The organism is Mycobacterium sp. (genome assembly GCF_035633495.1).
Classification (GTDB): Bacteria; Actinomycetota; Actinomycetes; order Mycobacteriales; family Mycobacteriaceae; genus Mycobacterium.
This window is the reverse complement of record NZ_DASQEU010000103.1, coordinates 1-2,017: the sequence shown is the minus strand read 5'-3', so window position 1 is coordinate 2,017 and position 2,017 is coordinate 1. Positions and strand designations below refer to the sequence as shown.

General features: G+C 66.6%; 3 protein-coding genes. All 3 read right to left on the bottom strand.

What is annotated here, in order from left to right:
- A partial coding sequence (locus VET27_RS16055) for a HAMP domain-containing protein (RefSeq protein ID WP_526519837.1) occupies positions 1-1,050 on the bottom strand: 1,050 nt, incomplete at its 3' end.
- Positions 1,050-1,736: a response regulator transcription factor gene (locus tag VET27_RS16050; RefSeq protein ID WP_526519835.1), complete on the bottom strand. Its 687-nt coding sequence runs from the start codon at positions 1,734-1,736 to the stop codon at positions 1,050-1,052. The genes VET27_RS16050 and VET27_RS16055, both read right to left, overlap by 1 nt.
- Before the next feature lie 69 nt (positions 1,737-1,805).
- Positions 1,806-1,979, bottom strand: a complete 174-nt coding sequence (gene rpmF / locus VET27_RS16045) for a 50S ribosomal protein L32 (RefSeq protein WP_526403697.1) — start codon at positions 1,977-1,979, stop codon at positions 1,806-1,808.
- Positions 1,980-2,017: the final 38 nt, after the last annotated feature.

Here is a 2,017-nt window from a genome sequence, read left to right as displayed (position 1 = left end):
GTCGTTGCGGCGCCTGCGAACTCGTTCGAGACTGCGGTCGACGACGTCGGACAGGTCGACGGGTTCGTGAATCGTGACACCGGCGTCGTCCCTGGTGAGGTCCACCAGATCACCCACCAGTGTGGACAGTTCCTCGATCTGTGCGATCACGTCGGTGCGCAGTCCGGCCATCTCCTCGTCGGGGATGCTTGGCGCACCTGGCGCCATCGACGCCATCAGCAGTTCGACATTGGTGCGCAACGAGGTCAACGGCGTGCGCAGTTCGTGGCCCGCATCGGTGACGAGCCGGGTCTGACGTTCCCGCGACTCGGTCAGAGCCCGCAGCATCATGTTGAACGCCTCGGTGAGTCGGGCGAGTTCGTCGTTGCCGTGCACGGGTATCGGTCGCAGGTCGTCGGTCCTGGCGACGCGCTCCGCGGCGTCGGTCAGCCGCGCCACGGGTCGCAGCCCCGTCCGGGCGACGGTGCCGCCCGCGATGGCGGCGACGGCCATTCCGAGACCGCCGACGATCAGCAGGATGGTGCCCAGCCGTTTGATCACCTTGCCGGTCGGGTCGAGGCTCTTTGATATCAACAACGAATCGCCACTGGGCAGGTGAACCGCCAGCACGCGCTGAAAGTTGACGGTGCGCAACGACATTCGAAGCGCTCCCTGGATGACGTCCTTCTCCGGCGCGCCGAGCGGCAGCGTCTGCCCCTCCTGGTTGGCCGTGTAGATGGACCGGCCCGGCATGACGAACATTGCGTTGACGTCGGAGTACGCCGTGCCCTCGATCGCCTTGCCGGGGTCGACGGCCAGCAGACCGCTCTCGATGAGCAGCCGCGCACGGATCTCCAGCTGGTTGTCGATGTCGTCGTAGAGGGCTCGGGACACCACCGCGTACACGGCGAGAGCCATCAGGATGACGACCATCGCCACCATCGACATCGCGAGCAGCATCACCCGCCAGCGCAGCGACACCGAGCTGGCATCGTGCGTGCCGAGAGTACGAACGTCGGTCGAACGCCGCTCGCGGGAACGCCACCAGAACGGCGACCGGACCGAACCCATCAGGGCGGGGTCTCGCGCAGCACGTAGCCGACGCCGCGCACGGTGTGGATGAGCCGTTGCTCCCCTTCCGCTTCAGTCTTGCGGCGCAGATAACCGACGTAGACCTCGAGGGCATTGCCGGACGTCGGGAAGTCGAATCCCCACACCTCTTCGAGGATGCGGCTGCGGGTGAGCACGCGGCGCGGGTTGGCGATCAACATTTCCAGCAGGGCGAACTCGGTTCGAGTCAGGCTGATCTGGCGTTCACCCCGGGTGACTTCCCGCGTGACCGGGTCGAGGCTGAGGTCGGAGAACGTCATGGTCGCCGAATCGCGGTCGTCGGGCAGGACGCGCCGCCGTAACAGGGCACGCATTCGCGCCAGCAGCTCTTCGAGAGCGAACGGCTTGGGAAGGTAGTCGTCGGCGCCCGCGTCGAGACCCGCGACCCGCTCGGAGACGGAGTCTCGGGCGGTGAGGACGAGGATGGGCAGGTCGTCACCCGTACTGCGGAGCTGACGGCACACCTCGAGCCCGTCGAGCCTCGGCATCATCACGTCGAGCACGAGGGCGTCGGGCCTGTCGCTGGCGATCAGATCCAGCGCTTCGAGGCCATCCTGAGCCAGATCGACCGTGTATCCGTTGAACGCGAGGGACCGGCGCAGGGATTCGCGCACAGCGCGATCGTCGTCAACCACGAGTATGCGCACAGCCACAGTTTCAACCCAGTGTCTGAGACTGGCCTGAGAGGCGCGCCGCCCAAGGGGCGACCAGACGGGTCAGCGGCGGTCGAGGTCGATCAGGCCGAGGCGAGCGGCCTTGAGCAGGCGACGCGGCACCTTGTGCTGCTGACCTGCGACGTTGACGTTGACCAGGCCGGTGGCCTCGGCCTTCCACTGCGCGCGCCGGCTACGGGTGTTCGACCGCGACATTCTCCGCTTGGGCACAGCCATGGTGGAGCTTCTCCTCTTGAGATTCTTGCTTCGGGACT

Coding starts and splice junctions, on each gene's coding strand:
- rpmF (WP_526403697.1), bottom strand. CDS start 1,979: ATGGCTGTGCCCAAGCGGAGAATGTCGCGGTCGAACACCCGTAGCCGG.